The organism is Neobacillus sp. SRL179, from assembly GCF_984799095.1.
The window spans coordinates 2,652,699-2,670,233 of the sequence record NZ_OZ481792.1 but is presented as its reverse complement, the minus strand read 5'-3'; the positions used below and the strand labels follow the sequence as shown (position 1 = coordinate 2,670,233).

The 17,535-nt window shown below is 37.9% G+C and carries 13 protein-coding genes; 2 read left to right on the top strand and 11 right to left on the bottom strand.

The genetic code is table 11. The annotated features are described in order from the left end of the window. Window positions 1-66 precede the first annotated feature (66 nt). From AC4E8C_RS13145 to AC4E8C_RS13100, 10 genes are all read right to left on the bottom strand, one after another. Window positions 67-1,938, bottom strand: coding sequence for an ABC transporter ATP-binding protein (locus AC4E8C_RS13145; protein ID WP_490207137.1), 1,872 nt, complete (start codon window positions 1,936-1,938; stop codon window positions 67-69). Beyond that, a complete protein-coding gene (locus tag AC4E8C_RS13140; protein WP_490207136.1) occupies window positions 1,935-3,662 on the bottom strand; it encodes an ABC transporter ATP-binding protein in 1,728 nt (575 codons plus the stop codon). The genes AC4E8C_RS13145 and AC4E8C_RS13140 overlap by 4 nt, the downstream gene beginning before the upstream one ends. Before the next feature lie 45 nt (window positions 3,663-3,707). Beyond that, window positions 3,708-4,157 (bottom strand): MarR family winged helix-turn-helix transcriptional regulator, encoded by a 450-nt coding sequence (locus tag AC4E8C_RS13135; protein WP_490207135.1) that lies wholly within the window; start codon window positions 4,155-4,157, stop codon window positions 3,708-3,710. Window positions 4,158-4,347: 190 nt separating this feature from the next. Next, entirely contained in the window at window positions 4,348-5,106 is a 759-nt protein-coding gene (locus tag AC4E8C_RS13130; RefSeq protein ID WP_490207134.1) for a hypothetical protein, read from the bottom strand. A gap of 92 nt (window positions 5,107-5,198) precedes the next feature. Next, window positions 5,199-7,643 (bottom strand): DNA topoisomerase IV subunit A, encoded by a 2,445-nt coding sequence (parC, locus tag AC4E8C_RS13125; RefSeq protein ID WP_490207133.1) that lies wholly within the window; start codon window positions 7,641-7,643, stop codon window positions 5,199-5,201. After that, window positions 7,640-9,619, bottom strand: coding sequence for a DNA topoisomerase IV subunit B (gene parE, locus AC4E8C_RS13120; RefSeq protein WP_490207132.1), 1,980 nt, complete (start codon window positions 9,617-9,619; stop codon window positions 7,640-7,642). Before parE ends, parC begins: the two co-directional genes overlap by 4 nt. Window positions 9,620-9,920: 301 nt before the next feature. After that, a complete protein-coding gene (locus AC4E8C_RS13115) occupies window positions 9,921-10,334 on the bottom strand; it encodes a CoA-binding protein (RefSeq protein ID WP_490207131.1) in 414 nt (137 codons plus the stop codon). Between the two features lie 147 nt (window positions 10,335-10,481). Next, window positions 10,482-11,408 carry a sensor histidine kinase gene (locus AC4E8C_RS13110; RefSeq protein WP_490207130.1) on the bottom strand — a complete coding sequence of 309 codons (927 nt, stop codon included), beginning with the start codon at window positions 11,406-11,408 and terminating at the stop codon, window positions 10,482-10,484. A gap of 15 nt (window positions 11,409-11,423) precedes the next feature. After that, on the bottom strand, window positions 11,424-12,719 hold the full coding sequence (locus AC4E8C_RS13105; protein WP_490207129.1) for a GGDEF domain-containing response regulator: 1,296 nt from the start codon (window positions 12,717-12,719) through the stop codon (window positions 11,424-11,426). A 207-nt stretch (window positions 12,720-12,926) separates the two neighbouring features. Beyond that, a complete protein-coding gene (locus tag AC4E8C_RS13100; RefSeq protein ID WP_490207128.1) occupies window positions 12,927-14,666 on the bottom strand; it encodes a glycosyl hydrolase family 18 protein in 1,740 nt (579 codons plus the stop codon). A 273-nt stretch (window positions 14,667-14,939) separates the two neighbouring features. Between AC4E8C_RS13100 and plsY the strand changes: the two genes are divergently transcribed. Together plsY and AC4E8C_RS13090 are read left to right on the top strand one after the other, a co-directional pair. After that, complete coding sequence (gene plsY, locus AC4E8C_RS13095; RefSeq protein ID WP_490207127.1) at window positions 14,940-15,527, top strand: glycerol-3-phosphate 1-O-acyltransferase PlsY; 588 nt, start codon at window positions 14,940-14,942, stop codon at window positions 15,525-15,527. A gap of 452 nt (window positions 15,528-15,979) precedes the next feature. Next, entirely contained in the window at window positions 15,980-17,137 is a 1,158-nt protein-coding gene (locus AC4E8C_RS13090) for a CapA family protein (RefSeq protein WP_490207126.1), read from the top strand. A gap of 59 nt (window positions 17,138-17,196) precedes the next feature. Here AC4E8C_RS13090 and AC4E8C_RS13085 read toward each other — a convergent pair whose 3' ends face one another. Then, on the bottom strand, window positions 17,197-17,514 hold the full coding sequence (locus AC4E8C_RS13085) for a hypothetical protein (RefSeq protein ID WP_490212552.1): 318 nt from the start codon (window positions 17,512-17,514) through the stop codon (window positions 17,197-17,199). Window positions 17,515-17,535: the final 21 nt, after the last annotated feature.

The following is a 17,535-nucleotide window of genomic DNA, read 5'->3' as shown; positions in this document are numbered from 1 at the left end:
CGTACATACACATTTATGGTTCCAAAAAAGCCTGGAAAGTTATGAACTTTTCCAGGCGCTAGTATATTATCCAACATTTTTTCGTGTGAACTGACTATTGTATAAATCAGCATAAAAACCGCCGTTTTCTAATAGTTCCTCGTGTGTTCCTTTTTCAATCACCTTACCATTATTCATAACAAGGATTAAATCTGCATTACGAATGGTAGATAATCTATGGGCAATAACAAAGCTCGTACGCCCTTCCATCAAATGATCCATCGCCTTTTGTATTTGTACTTCTGTACGGGTATCTACACTGCTGGTTGCTTCATCAAGGATCAGAATGGCTGGGTCGGCAAGTATGGCTCTGGCAATGGTTAAAAGCTGTTTTTGCCCCTGTGATATATTGGAAGCTTCCTCATTTAGTACGGTATCATAGCCATCAGGTAGTGTTCGAATAAAGTGGTCCGCATTTGCCGATTTCGCTGCAGCTACAATTTCCACCTCGGTGGCCCCTTCCCTTCCGTAAGCAATGTTATCACGAATCGTACTATTAAAGAGCCATGTATCTTGGAGCACCATACCAAATAAATTCCTTAAACTTTCTCTCTTTAAGTCCCTTGTATCAATTCCATCAATTAAAATTTTCCCGGAATTGATCTCATAGAATCGCATCAAGAGATTGATCAAGGTTGTTTTACCTGCACCTGTAGGTCCAACAATCGCAACCTTTTGACCTGATTTTACATCGATATTCATATCACTAATTAATAGTTCATTTTCCTCATAACCGAAGGACACATGTTCAAATTTAACATCACCCTGTGGTTTAGAGATTATTATTGGCTCTACCGCTTCTGGAACCTCTTCAGTTTCGTCCAAGATTTCAAACACACGTTCGGCACTGGCAATCGTCGATTGAATGACATTCGCAATTTGAGCCGTTTGCGCAATTGGCTGCGCAAATTGACGTGCATATTGGATAAAGGCTTGAATATCACCGATCTCAATGGCTTTTTTCGTCACTAATAAGCCGCCTGCTACGGATACTAGTACATAGCCAATATTATTGATAAACGACATTATTGGCATAATCATCCCGGAAATGAATTGAGCTTTCCAGCCGGATTGATAGAGCGTTTCATTAATTTTCTCAAATTCTTCAATGGATTTTTTTTCATGTCCAAAAACCTTTACGACTTTATGACCCGTATACATTTCTTCAACATGGCCGTTAAGCTGGCCCAGTGATTTTTGCTGTCCCTTAAAATATAACTGCGACTTTTTAGCAATATTAGCAGTTGCGATAATACTCAACGGAAGCGTAATGATCACGATTAGTGTCATCAATGGACTGATTGATAGCATCATGATAATAACCCCAATGATCGTAACAACCGAAGTAATAAGCTGTGTTAAGCTTTGTTGTAAAGTTGTACTAATATTATCAATATCATTGACAGCTCTGCTTAGTATTTCCCCATGTGTCCGTGAATCAAAGTATTTTAACGGCATCCGGTTCAGCTTTTCTACTACCTCTGTTCTAAGGTTATAGACCGTCTTTTGTGCAACACCAGCCATGATATACTGTTGAAGATAAGCAAATATAGCACTTAATATATAAAGCCCAATTAAAAGAATAATAATTTGTCCGATATAATCAAAATCGATTTCAGCCCCTGGAACACCTTTAAGTTTCATCATTAACCCTTCAAAAAGTTTCGTGGTCGCTTTCCCCATTATTTTTGGGCTGACAATTGCAAACACTGTACTAATCATGGCGGTAATTAATACGGATATTAGCTGTAATTTATAGGGTTTCAAATAGTTTACAAGTCTTTTTAGTGTTCCTTTAAAGTTTTTTGCTTTTTCAACAGGCATCCCCATTCCCATCGGACCACGGTTTCGCCCGCCAGGCCCATGTTCAGGTTTATGATTTTTGGAATCTTGGCTCATGCGATTTCCTCCTCTGACAGCTGTGACATGACAATTTCACGATAAACTGAACTTTTATCCATCAATTCCTTATGTGTACCAATTCCAGCAATCATACCGTTGTCTAAAACAATAATTTGGTCGGCATCCATGATCGTACTAACGCGTTGGGCTACGATTAATAAAGTAGAATCGGCTGTTTCTGTTTTTAATGCTGCACGCAGGTTGCTGTCTGTTTTAAAATCTAAGGCAGAGAAGCTATCATCAAAAATATAAATCTCTGGTTTTCGAACCAATGCACGGGCAATCGAAATGCGTTGTTTTTGTCCGCCGGAAACATTTGTTCCCCCTTGGGCAATAACCGCATCGAATCCTTCCGGCATAGTTGAAATAAACTCGGATGCCTGCGCAATTTCAGCCGCATGCTGTACTTCTTCGTCCGTAGCATCTTCCTTACCATAACGAATGTTTTCAGCAATTGTACCGGTAAATAGGACAGATTGTTGTGGAACAAAGCCGATTTTTTCCCGGAGTTGTTCCTGGGTCATCTCACGAACATCTACACCATCAACTAATACTCTCCCGCTTTCCACATCATAAAAGCGTGGAATTAAATTGATTAAAGTGGATTTTCCCGATCCAGTTCCTCCAATTATGGCAGTTACTTCACCAGGTTTCATAGAAAAAGAAATATTGGAAATAGCGGGCATCTCTGCACCATGATAACTGAAACTAACATTTTGAAATTCAACATGACCTTTTGAGACGGTTTTAGGGGCTGGTACTGCTGCATCTACAATATCTGCGTCCATTTCTAATACTTCATTTATTCTGACAGCTGAAACTGATGCTCTTGGAATCATCACAAACATCATTGACAACATAATAAAAGAGAACATAATTTGCATAGCATATTGAATAAATGCCATCATGTCACCGACTTCCATGTGCCCATTGCTGATCCGAATACCGCCAAACCAAACAATAGCTACGGTTGTAAGATTTAGTATGATCATCATAATCGGCATCATGGCAGCCATAATTTTATTCACTTTTATGGCTGTTTGAGTTAAATCCCAGTTTGCTTCATCAAACCGCTTTTTCTCAAAGTCAATTCGGTTAAAAGAACGAATGACACGGATCCCGGTTAAATTTTCTCTTAACACTCGATTGAGTTTATCTAGCTTTACTTGCATGGCTTTAAATAACGGCAGCCCTTTTCTAGCAATAATGACAATTGCAATCACAAGTATGGGTAATGCAACTGCCAGTACCAAGGTGAGCTTGGCATCTTTTGAATAGGCCATGATAATACCGCCGATACACATCATAGGTGCCATTGCCATCATCCGCAGCATCATAACCAATACCTGCTGAATTTGCGTAATATCGTTGGTGGTTCTTGTAATAAGCGATGCCGTTCCAAGTTGATCAAACTCTTGAAGTGAAAAGTTTCCTACATGAGCAAATACTTTGCTTCGCAATAATCTTCCAAACCCGGATGCTGCTTTTGCAGAATAAAAGCTTGCTAAAATGGAACAAATCATCCCTCCCGCAGCCACAACCAGCATGTAAGTGCCAATTTTCCAAATATAGTGTGTGTCTCCTGTTACGACACCTTTGTCTACAATATCCGACATTAACGTCGGTAAATATAGCTCTGATAATGATTGCAGGAGGACAAGTGCTAGAACAAAGTATATGGGAATTTGAAATGGTTTAAGATACTTGCCTAATTTTATCAATTTGCTCCAACTCCGTTTTATATTGTTTTTGTTAAATCTGACCCTTTACTGACTAAATTGATTAAAATAGTTATTCACTTTAGTGAGTAATTCCGCCAGGTGCTCACTCTCTTTTTCTCCTAAATAATCAATTAAGCCCAAAAAGGTGTCAGTAAAGGCCCTTCTTGCTTGCTGCGCTGCTTCAAGTCCTGAGTCAGTTAGCTTGATATTCACTACTCTCCTATCGTCTGGATCTATTGATCGTTCAATTAAGCCATCTTTATCAAGGAGATTGATAATTTGCGTAACAGTCGGCGGAGTCACTTTCAATTGTTGACTAATCTCAGAAACCTTCATTTCGGTATTTTTCTGATTTGCTCCTCGTTCAATTGCTGCCAAAACTCTGAATTCGCTTGGGTTAAAACCAGCTATTTTCTTATTTTGCCAACCAGTTTTTCGGAATTGCATAAAAGACTGCAGAAGCTTTTGGGAAGTCTCGCTTTTAATATCGGCCATAATCATCACCTCATTTTTTTCTTATTTCACCCAAATAGTTAGGTAACTTAAATATTCATAGACCTAAGTATATTCCCCACCATTGTTAACGTCAAATATTTTATAAATAGAAAAAAACACAGAAATAACTCCCTGTGTTTTTTGCAGGTTATTGTAAAATTTTTAAAACAATAAACCCACGATTATTAGATTATTGATTGTTCAATTGCTTTACTTCTGTACTAGACAGCGTCCATTGGCCATGATCGAAATACCATATGGATTTGACTAATGCAATGGTGTCAGCGTTTGCCACACCCGTCACTTTTTGAATACCTTTTAATCCTATTTGTTTATTTTTCATTTTTATTGGTTTTAGGCTGCTATATGTGTTCACCGATAACTCTGTTGGCTCATTCAACTTTCCTTTATAATAAAACCCAAGTTTTTTATAATATTTCTTCCGATTTGCTAAATCAAACCTATACGTTTTCCCTGTTTGTTTTAATGTGATTTCAGCTTGATATCCATTAGCAAATTTTGCGTCCATTTCTAGCGGTTCAGGGACGGAAAGGACCGTTCGGTCAAAATCCTTTAAAGTATAGGAGAAACTGATGACACTTCCGTCGCTTCCCTCCATTAATACACTTGCAAATAAATCTTTCAGACCATCATGGTTTAGATCGACAAGATTAAGTGCTGCTTTGCTGCCGCCTTCTAATGGAAAGGTATAGGTTTTATCGTTTGATGCCTGTACCTCTATATAAATCTCTTTTAAATACGAATTTTCATCTTGATAGGGAACCCCCTTTAAAAAGATCACCTCTTTTTGACCGTCCCCTGTAATGTCCATTTCTTCTTTTGAAATAGTAATGACCTTATGATTTTCTTCAAATGCATAGACACCCGTTATTGCACTAAGCGAAATGAGAAAAAATGAAACGATCACTAAAAGTATTTCCTTTTTCATCCCTATCCCCCCATACTATTCTTTTCATTAGTATGTCCATTATTGGAAAAAAGATGAAAAGGACTTCCTAATTTTTAGGAAGTCCTCTAAATTTATTCACTTGCACTCTCTGTTACGGGTGTTTTGACTTTCCAAATGGTTGCTACTTTACCATTTTCATCCACATCAATGATGAACGAACCATTCGAATAACGATCACTAAAATGAATGTCTTTGACTGTGAAGGATTCAATATAACCTTTTTCGGTTTGAATAAAAATCACGTCTTGGTCATTTGCCAAAGTAAAGCCCATGACCCGATGTGGATTGGATTTAAGTTCCCTAAGAATTACGACACCACGCTTCGCACGGGTTGCCTTTTCAAATTCCTTTAATTTCATCCGTTTTAATGATCCACGTTGTGTGGCAATCACGATGGTTTCTTTACTGTCTGGCGAAAGTAATTTACCACCGACAACAAAATCATCATCTTTTAAATTAATTCCTTTTACACCTGCAGCACGCTGCCCCACGATACTGATTTCTTCCTCATGGAACCACAAGGCATATCCATAGTGTGTAATAAGGAACATTTCTTTAGATCCATCGGTTAAATGAACATCAACCACTTGGTCGTCACCCTTTAGATTGACGGCAACAAGAGGTTTTGAGTAGCGCTGTGCTTTATAAGCATGTAACTCGGTCTTTTTCACCATTCCATGCTTCGTTACAAACACTAAATAGGCTTCAACATCAAAATCCTTAATGGAGATGGCTTTAATAATTTCTTCATCCCGTTCAATTGGAATAATATTGGCCACATGTTGGCCCATATCCTTCCACCGAATGTCAGGGAGTTCATGAACAGGACAGAATAGGTAGTTTCCCTTATTAGTGAAGAGGAGTAATACATCTTTTGTATTCATATCCAGCTGTGCTAAGAGACGATCCGATTCCTTCATCGCAAGGTCTTGACCACCGGAGGCTGCATGGGACCGCTGGCTTGTTCGTTTTACATACCCTTGTTTGGTTACGGTTACGATGACATCCTCACTAGGAACTAAAACATCAAGATTAATTTTGATTTCTTCAATCTCTGCTTGAATCTTGGAACGGCGCGCATCAGCAAAACGTTTTTTCACGTCTTTTAATTCTTTTTTGATAACGGAGAGAAGCTTTTTCTCACTAGACAAAATGCTAGTCCATTCTTCAATTTTCTTTGCTAATTCTTCCGCTTCTTGTCTTAAGGCTGTGATATCAGTGTTTGTTAAGCGATAAAGCTGTAAGGAAACAATCGCTTCAGCCTGAGGTTCTGTAAAGGCAAATTTAGCGATGAGATTGTCCTTCGCATCGCGTTTGTCCTTTGATGCTCGAATAGTCGCAATTACTTCATCAAGGATCGACAATGCCTTCATTAATCCCTCGACAATATGCTGACGTTCCTTTGCTTTGTTCAGGTCATATTGCGTACTTTTTGTAACAACTTCTTTTTGATGTCCGATATAAGCATCAAGTAATTCGCGCAGGCCCATCTGTTTAGGTGTTTTATTATAGATAGCGACCATATTAAAATTATAGGTTACTTGCAGATCACTATTTTTATATAAATAATTCAGGACACCTTCAGCATCAATATCCTTTTTTAACTCAATGACAATTCTAAGCCCAGTCCGGTCAGTTTCATCCCGAACCTCTGACATTCCTTCAACTTTACGGTCGAGGCGGAATTCATCCATCTTTTTAACGAGGTTGGCTTTATTGACCTCATATGGGATTTCCGTTATGACAATTTGCTGTTTACCACCGCGAGTCTCTTCGATTTCTGTTTTGCTGCGGATAATAATTTTGCCTTTACCAGTTTCATAGGCTTTCTTGATTCCTTCAATTCCTTGGATAATTCCACCAGTAGGGAAGTCCGGTCCTTTAATAACCGTCATTAACTCATCAATAGAGACATTAGGATTGTCCATTCTCATAATAACGCCATCAATGACTTCTGCAAGATTATGTGGGGGAATATCAGTTGCGTAACCTGCAGAGATCCCTGTCGAACCGTTTACAAGTAAATTTGGGAACTTCGCTGGTAACACAGTAGGTTCCTTCGAAGTATCATCAAAGTTAGGAATAAATTCAACAGTGTTTTTTTCAATATCCCGCATAAGTTCAGCTGCAATCGCCGAAAGCCTTGCTTCTGTATAACGCATCGCTGCAGGCGGGTCTCCATCCATACTACCGTTGTTTCCGTGCATTTGCACAAGAACATTTCTAACCTTCCAATCCTGACTCATCCGTACCATTGCCTCGTAAACGGAGGAATCACCATGCGGGTGATAATTACCGATAACGTTACCAACGGTTTTAGCTGATTTACGAAAGCCTTTATCAAAGGTATTCCCTTCTACATGCATGGCAAATAAAATTCTTCGTTGTACCGGCTTTAATCCGTCCCTTGCATCAGGCAGGGCACGATCTTGAATAATGTACTTACTATATCTGCCAAAACGATCACCAATAACCTCTTCTAGAGGTAAGTCCCGAAATATTTCTGTGGCACTCATTCTTCAGAACCCTCCTCTGAAACTGTAATATTTTCGTTTTCTAAAATCGTGTCATCCTCTTCTAAGCCAAATTTCACATGGCTTTCAATCCATTTGCGGCGCGGTTCAACTTTATCACCCATCAGGGTGGTTACACGGCGTTCCGCTTTGGCAATATCATCTATTTTTACACGAATTAATGTGCGTGTTTCTGGATCCATTGTTGTTTCCCAAAGCTGGTCAGCGTTCATTTCACCAAGTCCCTTATAACGCTGAAGAATATAGCCTCTGCCCACTTTTTTAATGGCATCTTGGAGATCATCGTCACTCCAAGCGTATTCAATAATTTCTTTCTTTCCTGTCCCCTTACTAACCTTATACAAAGGGGGAAGAGCAATAAACACTTTACCTGCTTCAATCAGCGGTTTCATATACCGATAAAAGAATGTCAGTAATAGGACTTGGATATGAGCCCCGTCAGTATCAGCATCAGTCATAATGACAATTTTATCGTAGTTGATGTCCTCAATAGTGAAGTCAGCTCCAACTCCGCCGCCGATTGCATAAATCATCGTATTGATTTCTTCATTTTTAAAAATGTCAGCAAGCTTTGCCTTTTCCGTATTAATGACTTTACCTCGGAGTGGCAGCACTGCCTGAAAGCGTCGGTCACGGCCTTGTTTAGCAGAACCTCCAGCAGAATCACCCTCCACTAGGTAAAGTTCGTTCTTTTTCGGATTTCGGGATTGAGCAGGAGTAAGCTTGCCTGAAAGAATCGTTTCAGATCGTTTTTTCTTTTTACCGCTTCTAGCATCTTCACGGGCTTTTCGAGCAGCCTCGCGAGCTTGAAAGGCTTTGATCGATTTTTTAACTAGAAGTGAGCTAATATCAGGGTTTTCTTCAAGGAAGTAGGAAAGATGTTCTGATACAACGGAATCAACAGCAGATCTTGCTTCGCTAGTGCCTAATTTCCCCTTCGTTTGACCTTCAAATTGGAGTAGATCTTCTGGAATTCTAACAGAAATAATGGCAGATAATCCTTCGCGAATATCATTACCTTCAAGGTTTTTGTCTTTTTCTTTTAAGAGGGCCACCTTACGAGCATAATCGTTAAATCCCCGAGTCAAAGCTGTTCTTGCCCCGGCCTCATGTGTCCCGCCATCCCTTGTTCTCACATTGTTAACAAAGGATAAGACATTTTCGGAATATCCATCATTAAATTGAAATGAAAATTCTACTTCAATTCCATTTTGCGTTCCTTCAAAGCTGACAACCGGATGGAGAGTTTCTTTGTCTTCGTTTAAGTATTCAACAAAAGCCTCAATCCCATTTTCATAATGAAATACCTCATGTAAATCATTACGGTCATCATGAATCTCAATTTTTAATCCTTTTAGTAAGAAGGCAGACTCTCTTAACCTCTCACATAAGGTTTCAAAGTTATAAGTGGTGGTCGAAAAAATGGTCGAATCTGGTTTAAAGTGGATCGTGGTACCTGTTTGATTGGTTTTACCGATTTTTTCAAGTGTAGTGACCGGTTTACCACCATTTTCAAACCGCTGTTCATAAACAAATCCGTCCCTTTTAATGGTAACAACTAACCATTCTGATAAAGCATTAACAACGGAAGCACCTACACCGTGTAAACCGCCACTGGTCTTATAACCGCCTTGGCCAAATTTCCCGCCTGCATGGAGTATAGTTAAAATTACTTCAGGAGTAGGTTTTCCCATTTTATGCATACCGGTTGGCATCCCGCGTCCTTTATCTAAAACGCTGATTGAATTATCTTTGTGTATTCTTACAATGATTTGATCACCAAATCCACCAAGTGCTTCATCGACGGAATTGTCAACAATTTCATAGACGAGATGGTGAAGACCCCGTGCATCCGTGCTGCCAATGTACATACCTGGACGTTTTCTAACCGCCTCAAGACCTTCTAGTACCTGGATGGCATCATCATTATAATCAAAAGTTTGCTGAGTCCTTGCCACTAAAATACCCCTTTCATACCAAAAAAACATAAAATGCGTTTAACGCATTTTGGAAAATCATTCGTTAAAACGAGTCATGTATCCTTTTAAATAATGATTATAGAACGAATGTTTGCTAATGTTTGCCACTTTTATTTTAACACATGTTCTCATGGCGTCTATGCTTAATTGTAGCGATTTATTTCGTTTTGGCAAATACCAAATGTAAAACAATCTATTTTTGTCACATAATTTTAGCGCGTATTTGGAATAAAAATGAAAAAAAACTGCTATTTATTAGCAGTTTTTTTCAAGGAATTTATTATTTTGTTAACGCATGTTCCACTTTAATGCAACGATTCATGATAACAGTATAACCCTTTTCTTTTAAGAACTGATAGGCTTCTTCATTTTCAAGCCCCAGCTGCGCCCAAAAGACATCCGCATCTATTTCATCAAATTCTTTAGCTACATCAAATAATTGTTCAGAACGACGAAAAACGTTAACAATATCTACATGTCCTTCAATATCCTTTAAGGATGCCACCGCTTTTACCCCTAATACTTGATCCACAGTTGGATTCACTGGGATAATATCATAGCCTGCTTTTTGCATGACAGCAGTCACTTGGTAGGAAGTTCGCTCAGGATTATTACTTAGACCTACAACAGCAATTCGTTTGGCTTTTTTTAAAATTGCGCCAATCTCTTCCCGGCTTGGGTTTTCAATTGTCATATAAATCACTCCAATATTGTGTTTACTTTATTTTACTCTTTTCCTAAATAAACACATAATGAAACGCTTACAAATTTATCTGCGGATAGCAGCAGCCACTTTTGTAAAAATAAAAAAGCCCCCTATAAATGGAAGCTTAAGATTGATTTATTTAGCAAGTTCGAGTGGTTCTACGACAGAAACCTTGGGTACCGATAGACAAAAACTCGCTCCGTGTTCAGTGTTCGTAACTTTAATTTGACCATTCATATTTTCAATGATCATTTTTGTCATATAAAGACCTAAACCAGTTCCATTTGGTTTAGTTGTAAAAAACGGATCGAAGATTTTATTCAGTACATCATCATCCATTCCACCAGCATTATCAATAAGTTCTGCAGACACAAATTCCTCTGTTTCATCAAGGTGAATCCATATTTTCGGATTTCTAATAGCCTTTTGGACAAATGTATCTCTTGCATTGGTTAAAATATTTAGGACAACTTGACTAAACTCGTTTGGATATCCATAGGCTGACTTTTGTCCTCCATACTCAAATTCTACATCAATCCCATAAAAGGTAAGACTGGGTGAAAAAATAAACAAGGCATTTTCAATAGAGTTTCCGATTAAAAATGGCGATTTTTCATTACTTGGTGTATAGAATTTTCGAAAATCATGGATGGTTCGAGACATATGGTTAATTTGAACCATACTTTCTTTAATAAATCTGTCAATATATTGTTCATCAATCACACCAAACGCAAATTCTTCGCGGACATCTTGGACGAGGAGAGACAAATTATTTAATGGCTGACTCGATTGGCGGCCCATACTTGCAACCATTTCCCCCATGGAGGCTAATCTAGAATGCTGAATTAAAAAATGGTCCTTCTGTCGATTAGCTGCTATTTCTTCTTGTATTCGCAATTCTAAATTTCGATTGTTGACCTCATGAGCTTCTACTAACTCTCGAAAGCTATTTTCTTTTTCCCTAAGCTGCTTCAATAACTCACGATTCTTATAGATATTTTTACATTGTAAGATCAATAATAAAACCATGACTAAAGATATAAAAATATAAAAATAAAGCATGGAAACTCCCCTCTATCATTCTTTGCTGTACAAGGTTACACAGTTTCTACCTTTCATCTTTGATTGGGTAAGGGACTGTTCTGCCGCTAATAACAATTCATTTTTTGATTCCCCTGCACAATATTCTGTTACACCAAAGCTGCAGGTTACTTGCCCAATATGAATAAATTTAAATTCTTCAATAATAGTGCGGATTGATTCTGCCAGTTCTACTGCGTTAGGACCATTTGTTTCAGGGACAAGAAGGATAAATTCCTCACCGCCCCAGCGTGCAAACATATCACACTCCCGTATCCTTTGTTGGACTATGGTAGAAATGGTCATTAAGACTTTATCTCCTGCTGATTGACCAAATCGATCATTAATCGTCTTAAAAAAATCTATATCCATCATGATAAGTGAAAATGGATGTCCAAAGCGTTCAGAACGTCTCATTTCAGCTGCTAATAGATCTTTAAATTTCACGCGATTAAAACTATTTGTCAGTGGATCCATCATTGAAAGCTGTTCTCTTTTTCTGCTTTCTTTTTCTAAATTCGTTATATCCGTACAAATAAATAATAATTGCTTTGTTTCAGGGATGAAGCCTGCCTTCATCACATAGTTATAATCCATTCCATCCGTTCCTTTTAATCTAACCTTTGCCATATTTCTCCCATTTGCAAGAAACTCATCTATCCATTTCCCTTTATCTTTAGGGTAGAAATAGTGTGGATCCTCAACAAAGAAGCTTGCAAGGAACTTACTTTTAAAAACACTTGGACTGACCTGATTCATTCCTGTTAAATTGGTCAAAGCCTGATTCCATTCCACAATTTCATCGTTTTCAATGATGAAGATAAGATCATCCTGAAAATCAAGGAGGGACCTTGTTAATTTTTTTTGCTTATCAAGTTCTTTTTCCAATTGTATTTGGTAAACTGACTTTTGAACGGCTTGTAGAAATAAATCTAAATCTATCGGTTTTAAAATAAATTGGTTGACATTAGTTTCGATTGATTGAGCAAAAAAGTCATGATCATCATGGGTGGTTGTCACTATCACTTGTACTTTTTCATCTATTTCACGAATTCTTTTGATCATTTCTAATCCGCTCATTTGGTTCATTTTAATATCGGTAATTATTAAATCAGGTTGATATTTTTGATAAAGCTGGAATCCTTCTTCCCCGTCAATTGCAATGTGAATTTTAGCAAATCGACGCTTTAAAACACGTAAAAGTTTTTCACGGGAGAACTTTTCTTCCTCCACATACAAGACACTTATTTCCGGGTATTGATAATTAAGATATTGCAGGATATTTCTTGCCATACGATGATCACCTCTTTCAAATAATATGTAAGAAAACCGACCAATCTTGATCCTGACTTGGTCGGTTTAAGTTCTTGTTTATTTATTTTATCTGAAATAGTAGGTATCTGATACGGCTGTCATTGAATTAACACAAATGGTTTGAAAATTCTCCATATTTTCGTAATAAAATTGTCTAGAATTTTCTTGTAAGACTAGTATTTAAGTCTATTTTTGGGTTACTGTCTGGTCTGGATTTAAATTTATGGCAGACCAAGCTGTCTGATCACCAAATGTTCTAGACCATGTTCCGATGCCTGCTAGTTGATATTTAGTGACTAAATCCACCCTTTTCTTTAAGGAGAATTCGTCCTCTATCCAAATTTTATAGGTGGCCTTTTCATCTGCAGCCACGTATTCTGCATAGTTTTGGCCGCTTTCTTCATCAAATCTTGTCTGCAAATCCTTTTCAGCCAGCCATGCCTTTACTTTATCCATAGAAAGAGCTTGTGCTGTAATCTCAGTCGAACCATCAGGATTTGTTTGTTCCTTCCAGAGTCTTGCATATAATGGAACTCCAAGGACTAATTTTTCATTCGGTACCTCTGTTAAAAGGTTATTTAGGTTTCTTTCCACCCAAGGCAAACTTGCTACACTTCCGGCACCAGAAGCAGCACTTGTATGTTCATCATACGCCATAACAATCAGATAATCAGCGATTTGAGCAAGCTTCTCTCGTTCATAAAAAGAAGACCAATTATTGTTTTCTCCTGCTGAGAACGTAATGTCCATTGATACCACTAAACCAGCTTCATGAAGGTAGGGTGCGGCTTCCCGCATCAATTGAGTGACAAGCGGCCCATCCTCAGGATTCACGTTTTCAATATCGAAGTTCATTCCTTGTAACTGATACATCTGGCTGAAATGGAGCAGCTGCCGAATGATATTGGCACGGGTTTCAAAGTTCTTTAGTGCTTCATGTGTTAGGATCGGATCAAAAGCATTGGAAAATACACCCCATACTTGGTAACCCTTAGACTGTGCCCATTTACTGTATTCAAGTGAAGCCAAGTTTTTTATTGAACCATCGTTTGCAGCAAGTGAAAACCAAGTAGGCGACACGACATTCACTCCGGGCATTTCTTGGATTTTAGTAAAATCAGGATTTTTGGTATAAACGGGTTCCCATGTTAGCTGAATAGGGCCGTTGAACTTAGATATCGAGAAGGATTTCCTTTGGAGCGGTACATGTGTGATTACACTATCTTTCTTTTCAACATAATCTTTTTTTATGTATCCACTTATCCCGTTCGTTTTCCTTACAAGATAAAATTCCCCTTTTTCACCTTCAATGGTAACAGCCTCCTTTTTGTTCATTTCAGCTGTATAAGGTGATTTCCAACTAGGCTCTGTCCGTAATCTAATTTTTTCTTTGTTTAGTTCTTTATCTATTAATCTCCCATTCTCATATTTGTCCCCATCTTCCTGCACCCAAATGGCTTCACTCTGTGGTAATTTTTTATATTGAATGGGATATAATGTGAGGATTGGCTCAAGGGCTACAAATATTTCCCCATTCTGTGAGATAATGGGAGACAGTTGCAATTTGATCACCTTTTGATTAACAAAATAAGTTAAAGAATCTGTTGGCATTTGAACAACTTTATCTTTTGTGGTAATAATGATCGACTTTGATTTTTCATCATAAAGGATATCTTTATCAATATTTTCTTTTAAAAATGTAAGTGGAACAAACAGTGTGTTTTGTTTAAATAAGGCATTTCCCCGCTGTTTTCCATTAAATAAAATAGGATTTTCACCATGAAAAAACTCTTCTTGATCAGTCGACGCAAATGGATAGAATAATAGCAAAATGGAAGTAATAATGAGTAGACATGCACCAATCATTCCTCCGATAATCACCCATTTTGGTGCCTTTTTATGATGCTGATATGAAACTCTTACCATTAAACATTTCCTCCTTAGTTCTATCCTAAGGGATTCTTTAGGAATTGAGAAGGTAAATTTCACTCATGTTGAAATTTTCTGCCCCTCTTAATGTAACTTATCTATGAAAGGGATAGTGTTTTTTCACAAATACATGGTAAAATAGAAGAACTGAAACCAGATTGAAAAGTAGTTAGAGGATCTGTTTTATCTGTTGGGATACTCTCAAAGCTTTACATTATAGGATTGCGTGTTATTACGGTAGAAAAGTTAATATTGAAGGAGAAATCGTTAATGATTCAAATTATTTTAGTCTTGGTTCTTGCCTATTTGCTAGGTTCCATACCTTCGGGATTAATTGTTGGAAAGGTATTTTATAAAACGGATATTCGCGAACATGGGAGTGGCAATTTAGGTGGTACGAATACATTTCGAACACTTGGTGTAAAAGCGGGTTTAGCCGTTACATTAGCTGATATACTTAAAGGGACATTAGCAGCAGCACTACCCATTCTCTTCTCTGTTGAAGGAATAAGTCCTTTACTCGCCGGTGTATTTGCGGTAATGGGACATACCTACCCTATTTTTGCAGGATTTCGAGGTGGGAAAGCTGTTGCCACTTCTGGCGGTGTCTTGTTGTTTTGCGCACCATTCATGTTTATCACGGTCTTAGTCATCTTTTTTATCAGCTTATCCATATCAAAATATGTGTCCTTGTCGTCGATGCTTGCCGGTATCTGTGGTGTTATTTATGCCATTATTATTTGGGACATCCCCCTCTTAATTGTGGTAACCTTAATGGCATCGTTTGTTATATACCGTCATCGGGCTAATATTAAGAGAATTATTAATAAAACAGAACCAAAAATAAAATGGCTATAAAGGAACCAGGTGGTTCTTTTATAGCCATTTTTTATATATTTAGCAATTTAAATGAGTAGTTCCCCATTACATCTTGGACATAATCTAATTTGGTATTATTAAAATAAACGCTATCCTTTTCATGGATGAGGATGATCAAATCGTCAAATTCAAAGGTGTGATCTCCAGTAATTTTCTGCTCTTCCAGAGACAGATTCAGCTTTGGGCCCCCTCAGCCAATTCCCATATTAAGTCGTAAGAAAAGCTGCTCTTCAGGTGTTTTCTGTTCAGTCCTTATTATTTCCAGCAATTTTTTGTATGCACTTTCTGTTATCTTAAACATTTTTTTCACTATCCTTACAGTTTTAAATAATATCAACAAAGATTCAATGTTAATTTATCTATTAATATAATATAGTATAACCAAGGAGCATTAAAATATTTTGCTTGGAGACTTTTGACAAGGAGATTCTATGAAAAAAAGACCCATACTCCCCTCTGTTTTCATTATTCTTGCTTCCGGTATAATAGCTAGTGTTCTTTTATTCCAGCAAATGAAAGCGTTTGACAAGAAATCCACTATTAATAGTTTCAAAATACATACTCCACGACAATACCTTCCTGTCAATAATCGAGGACTGACTGAAAAAGTTACCATTGGGGCCATCGGTGATATTCTCATCCATAGTCCTATTTATCTTGATGCCTTTAACGGTGCGGAATATAACTTTGATCCCATCTTTGAAGAGGTGAAACCCTTGTTAGAAAAGCCAGATGTGCTTACAGCCAATCAAGAGAGTATGTTAGGTGGTCTTAAGCTAGGGCTTTCCGGATATCCGATGTTTAACAGTCCGTATGAAGTCGGTGATGCACTGGTCCATACGGGTGTTGATATTGTATCCACTGCCAATAACCATGTCCTCGACCGGGGAGAAAAAGGAATTCAGTCCGAAGCCGAGTATCTAAATCAAATTGGTTTACCTCACGTGGGGAGTTTCCTAAATGAGGAGGATCAACAACAATTGAGAATTATCCATAAGAAGGGCATAGCGATTGCATTTCTTTCTTACACCTATGGAACTAATGGACTTCCTATTCCAAAAGGTAAAAACTTTCTCGTGAACCTAATTAATCGAACTAAAATGAAGGATGAAATTCATCGTGCCAAAAAAGAAGCGGATGTCGTCGTGATGAGTATCCATTGGGGAAATGAGTATAAACGAATTCCATCGAAGGACCAAAGAGAATTAGCCACCTATTTGGCAAACGAAGGTGTGGACATAATTTTTGGATCCCACCCCCATGTTTTACAGCCGATGGAATGGATTAAAACGATGAATGGCAGGAAATCGTTTGTTGTTTATTCCTTAGGGAACTTTATCTCTTCTCAATCTGGTGATTTTAAGGATATTGGTGGTGTCGTGACCATAGATATCCTTAAGAATATTTCAGAAAAAGGTGTCACCATTGAGGTGTCTAATCCCGTTTTTTCTCCAACATTTGTCACTAGCCAAAATTTTCAAAATTACCGTGTTGTACCATTAGAAAAGGCAGATGCGTTAGGTTTATCCAATGCAGCAGCAAAATACCAGGAAATTCAAGAACATATGAACCAGTGGATCCGCCCATAAAAAAGAAAAGAGGAAGCGCCCTGCTCATATATAATATTTAAAAGACCCACATAGAAGAATTATTCTACTAGTAGGTCTTTTCCATTCTCCCATATTTGTTCATGGAGTCCTTCTTTATGTAAAATCTCTTTCTGTTTATCGCCAAGCAAGTCAAAATGAGAATATCCATCTTTGCGGTGATCAATCCATTCTCTTTGTAAACCGTACTTCTTACCCCATGCCGCTAATCTATCAAGATCATGGCAGCCCACCTTGGTTACTGTCTTACAGCCTGGAAAGCGATCATCTAGCCAGTAATGTGTTAAAAAGGCAATTTCTCCGCTATCAATTTTTCTTTTCCATTCGTTAAGTTCATGCCTTTTAATACCAAACGCCATCATGATCACCTCTGTCTGTTT

Bases quoted from the DNA above. Each gene is read 5' to 3' on its own strand.
- AC4E8C_RS13115 (WP_490207131.1), bottom strand. From the start codon at position 10,334: ATGACAATTGAAAACCCAAGCCGGGAAGAGATTGGCGCAATTTTAAAA.
- AC4E8C_RS13105 (WP_490207129.1), bottom strand. From the start codon at position 12,719: ATGGCAAGAAATATCCTGCAATATCTTAATTATCAATACCCGGAAATA.
- AC4E8C_RS13110 (WP_490207130.1), bottom strand. From the start codon at position 11,408: ATGCTTTATTTTTATATTTTTATATCTTTAGTCATGGTTTTATTATTG.
- AC4E8C_RS13145 (WP_490207137.1), bottom strand. From the start codon at position 1,938: ATGAGCCAAGATTCCAAAAATCATAAACCTGAACATGGGCCTGGCGGG.
- AC4E8C_RS13090 (WP_490207126.1), top strand. From the start codon at position 15,980: ATGAAAAAAAGACCCATACTCCCCTCTGTTTTCATTATTCTTGCTTCC.
- AC4E8C_RS13135 (WP_490207135.1), bottom strand. From the start codon at position 4,157: ATGGCCGATATTAAAAGCGAGACTTCCCAAAAGCTTCTGCAGTCTTTT.
- plsY (WP_490207127.1), top strand. From the start codon at position 14,940: ATGATTCAAATTATTTTAGTCTTGGTTCTTGCCTATTTGCTAGGTTCC.
- parC (WP_490207133.1), bottom strand. From the start codon at position 7,643: ATGAGTGCCACAGAAATATTTCGGGACTTACCTCTAGAAGAGGTTATT.
- AC4E8C_RS13100 (WP_490207128.1), bottom strand. From the start codon at position 14,666: ATGGTAAGAGTTTCATATCAGCATCATAAAAAGGCACCAAAATGGGTG.
- AC4E8C_RS13085 (WP_490212552.1), bottom strand. From the start codon at position 17,514: ATGGCGTTTGGTATTAAAAGGCATGAACTTAACGAATGGAAAAGAAAA.
- AC4E8C_RS13130 (WP_490207134.1), bottom strand. From the start codon at position 5,106: ATGAAAAAGGAAATACTTTTAGTGATCGTTTCATTTTTTCTCATTTCG.